Source organism: Stenotrophomonas sp. PS02301 (assembly GCF_029959485.1).
In the GTDB taxonomy this organism is placed as follows: Bacteria; Pseudomonadota; Gammaproteobacteria; order Xanthomonadales; family Xanthomonadaceae; genus Stenotrophomonas; species Stenotrophomonas maltophilia_Z.
This window is the reverse complement of record NZ_JASCOO010000178.1, coordinates 1-3,425: the sequence shown is the minus strand read 5'-3', so window position 1 is coordinate 3,425 and position 3,425 is coordinate 1. Positions and strand designations below refer to the sequence as shown.

Here is a 3,425-nt window from a genome sequence, read left to right as displayed (position 1 = left end):
CCCCTTGCCGGGCGTGAATCCGCCCTCGGCCGGGCGCTGACAGGCGCCCGCATCCTGATAGACTAAATCCAACGCCCGGCACGCCGGGTGCCTTTTTTTCCAGAGATGTCTGAAGACGACAGTAGTAGCTCCACCCAGGAGCACAATGAAAAGAAGCGCAGCTGGCTCGAACGCCTGACCGCTGCCTTCTCCGGCGAACCCCACACCCGCGACGAGCTGGTGGCGGTACTGCACACCGCGCACGAAGACGGCCTGATCGCCGCCGACACGCTGCGGATGATGGAAGGCGCCATTTCGGTGGCCGAGCTCACCGTCGGCGACGTGATGATCTCGCGCTCGCAGATGGTCTCCCTGCCGGTCGAAGCCCCCTTCCTTGACCTGATGAAGCAGGTGGTCGAATCCGGCCATTCGCGCTTCCCGGTGCACGGCGACAACAAGGACGACATCCTCGGCATCCTGCTGGCCAAGGACCTGCTGCGCGGCGTGGTGGCCGACAACGGGCCGGCCAACATCCGTGAGCTGCTGCGCCCGGCGGTGCTGATCCCCGAGGCCAAGAAGCTCAACGTGCTGCTCAAGGAGTTCCGGCTCTCGCGCAACCACATGGCCATCGTGGTCGATGAGTACGGCGGTGTCGCCGGGCTGGTCACCATCGAAGACGTGCTGGAACAGATCGTCGGCGAGATCGACGATGAGCACGACGAGGCCGAGGACCACACCTCGCAGATCGCGATCCAGGCCGACGGCCAGTACGTGGTCGATGCATTGACCGCGATCGAGGATTTCAACGAGCGCTTCGGTGCCACGTTCCCCGACGACGATTACGACACCATCGGTGGCCTGGTCACCGAGGCGATCGGGCACCTGCCCGAGACCGGCGACGAGCTCACCCTGGACCGCTTCGTGTTCCGGGTGGCGCGTGCCGATGCCCGACGCGTGCAGGCGTTCCACGTGACCGTGCTGCCGCCCGACACCCACAACGAGGATTGACCCACGCCATGCGGCCCCCTTTGAATCGGTGGTCGCCGTGCCGCCTGTTGTTCGTGTTGTCGCTGCTTGCGATGGCCAGCCTGCCCTTCGGGGCGCTGGCCGCGCAGGATGCCGCCCCGGCCACTTCCGCCGAAGCGCCTGCCGCCGAGGCGCCACGCATCGGCGTGGTCACCATGCAGCCGGGCGAGATCTTCTTTGAACGCTTTGGACATGACGCACTGGTCGTAGTCGATCCGGTCACCGGCGACGCCACCTCGTACAACTTCGGTTACTTCGACCCGAGCGAGTCCGATTTCATCGGCAACTTCGTGCGCGGCGACATGATGTACTACCTGGTCGCGCTGCCGCTTGGGCAGGACCTGTCGTACTACCAGGAGAGCGGCCGCGGTGCGAGCGTGCAGTGGCTGGATCTGACGCCTGCGCAGGCGCGTACCCTGGCCGCGTCGCTGGCCAAGCGGGCCAAGCCCGAGAACGCGCGTTACCACTACGATTACTACACCGCCAACTGCGCCACCATGGTCCGCGATGCGATCGACGGCGCGTTGGGCGGCGGGCTGCATTCGCAGCTGTCCGGGCGCTCGCGCGGCAACACCTACCGCAGTGAATCGGTGCGCCTGGCTTCGCCGTCGCCGTGGATGTGGCTGGGCTTCGACATCGGCCTGGGCCCGTTCGCCGACCAGCCGCTGTCGCGCTGGCAGGAAGCCTTCGTGCCGATGCGCCTGGCCGATGCGCTGCGCCAGGTACGCAACAGCGAAGGTCGTCCGCTGGTGCAGGCCGAGCAGGAGCTGCTGCCGCACCGGATCGCCCCGGAGCCGACCGAATCCCCGCGCCGCTGGTGGCCGTGGCTGCTGTGCGGTTTGATCGCCGCTGCGGGTGTGGTTGCACTGCGCCGCCGGCGCCGCCTGCTTGGCGGCCTGGCACTGCCGTTCTGGCTGTTCTGCGGGATCGGCGGCGCGCTGCTGACCTACCTGTGGGGCTTCAGTGCGCACCAGGCCGCCTGGGCCAACCGCAACCTGCTGCAGCTCTCGCCGCTGTGCCTGCTGCTCGTTCCCGCTGCGATCACCCTGCTGCGCGGCCGCGTGCCGCGCGCGTGGTTCCGGTTCGTGCTGTGGGCGGTCGCCGGCGTGTCGCTGCTCGGCCTGGTGCTGCATTGGCTGACCTTGCAGGCGCAGTACAACCTGCAGTGGATCGTGCTGTTGCTGCCCATCCACGTGGCGCTGGCATGGGTGCTGGGCCGCCGTGACCTGCCCGTCACGGGCCGCTGACGCACGATGCCCGCCATGGATACCGTCACACCTAAAAACCCCGCCTGCGTCATCAACTGCGTTCACTACGATGACCAGGGCAAGCGCCACGACATCGGCCTGGATGCGATCAGCGATGTGATCGCCAGCGACAACGGCTTCGTGTGGGTGGGGCTGTACGAACCCGACGACAGCGTGCTGCTGAAGCTGCAGGAAGAATTCGGCCTGCACTCGCTGGCCATCGAAGACGCCCGCAATGCGCATCAGCGGCCAAAGGTGGAGGCCTACGGCAATTCGCTGTTCGTGGTGGTCACGACCGCGCAGATGGTGGACGAGCGGATCCGCTACGGCGAGACCCACGCCTTCCTCGGGCCGCGCTTCCTGGTCACGGTGCGCCATGGCGCATCGCTGTCCTATGCCGCCCCGCGCGCCCGCGTGGAGCGCGAGCCGGAGCTGCTGCGCACGATGGGCCCGTCGTACTGCCTGTATGCGGTGCTGGATTTCGTGGTCGACAACTACCTGCCGATCACCCAGCGCTACCGCGACACGCTGGAGCTGCTGGAGAAGGACATCTTCTCCGACAACTACAAGCGCCAGACCGTGGTGCGGCTGTACGAGCTCAAGCGCGAGCTCAACAAGATGCGCATGGCCGTCGCACCGCTGCAGGACATGCTCTCGCAGATCAAGCGCTACCAGGGCGAGCTGGTGCCGGACGAAGTGAAGCTGTACCTGCGCGATGTGCATGACCACGCCGTGCGGATCAGTGATGTGATCGACACCCTGCGCGAAATGCTGGGTACCGCGCTGAGCGTCAACCTGTCGCTGGTGACGCTGGCGCAGGGCGAGACGGTCAAGCGCCTGGGCGCCTGGGCGGCGCTGCTGGCCGCCCCGACCTTGATCACCAGCTGGTATGGCATGAACTTCACGAACATGCCCGAGCTGGACAAGCCGTGGGCTTACCCGGCGATGATCATCGGCGTCGGTGCGGTGTGCGTGGGGCTGTACCGCTTGTTCAAGCGTGCGCGCTGGTTGTAGGTGTAGGTAGGCGACCGTTGGTCGCTACGGTGGTGACCGTTGCTGGCTACGGCGGGCGACGGCTGGCCACGACGGTGGGTAGTGCCGGCCGCTGGCCGGCTCCTCCGGTGGCATGACCCTCATCTCATGTTCGCGGCCGTCCGGGGCATGGGCGTGAGC

At 66.9% G+C, this 3,425-nt stretch carries 3 protein-coding genes; all 3 read left to right on the top strand.

The genetic code is table 11. From position 1 onward, the window contains the following. The first annotated feature begins 105 nt into the window (after window positions 1-105). The 3 genes from QMX81_RS20695 to QMX81_RS20685 are packed head-to-tail and all read left to right on the top strand — an operon-like array spanning window position 106 to window position 3,266. Window positions 106-987 carry a transporter associated domain-containing protein gene (locus tag QMX81_RS20695; protein WP_121041641.1) on the top strand — a complete coding sequence of 294 codons (882 nt, stop codon included), beginning with the start codon at window positions 106-108 and terminating at the stop codon, window positions 985-987. Between the two features lie 8 nt (window positions 988-995). Next, the gene (locus tag QMX81_RS20690) at window positions 996-2,252 is read left to right on the top strand and encodes a DUF4105 domain-containing protein (RefSeq protein WP_282264332.1); all 1,257 of its coding nucleotides are present in this window, start codon (window positions 996-998) and stop codon (window positions 2,250-2,252) included. A gap of 15 nt (window positions 2,253-2,267) precedes the next feature. Continuing rightward, window positions 2,268-3,266: a magnesium and cobalt transport protein CorA gene (locus QMX81_RS20685; RefSeq protein WP_282264329.1), complete on the top strand. Its 999-nt coding sequence runs from the start codon at window positions 2,268-2,270 to the stop codon at window positions 3,264-3,266. Window positions 3,267-3,425: the final 159 nt, after the last annotated feature.

What these genes read in the sequence shown, in the direction of transcription:
- QMX81_RS20695 (WP_121041641.1), top strand. Translation starts at nt 106, where the DNA reads ATGTCTGAAGACGACAGTAGTAGCTCCACCCAGGAGCACAATGAAAAG.
- QMX81_RS20690 (WP_282264332.1), top strand. Translation starts at nt 996, where the DNA reads ATGCGGCCCCCTTTGAATCGGTGGTCGCCGTGCCGCCTGTTGTTCGTG.
- QMX81_RS20685 (WP_282264329.1), top strand. Translation starts at nt 2,268, where the DNA reads ATGGATACCGTCACACCTAAAAACCCCGCCTGCGTCATCAACTGCGTT.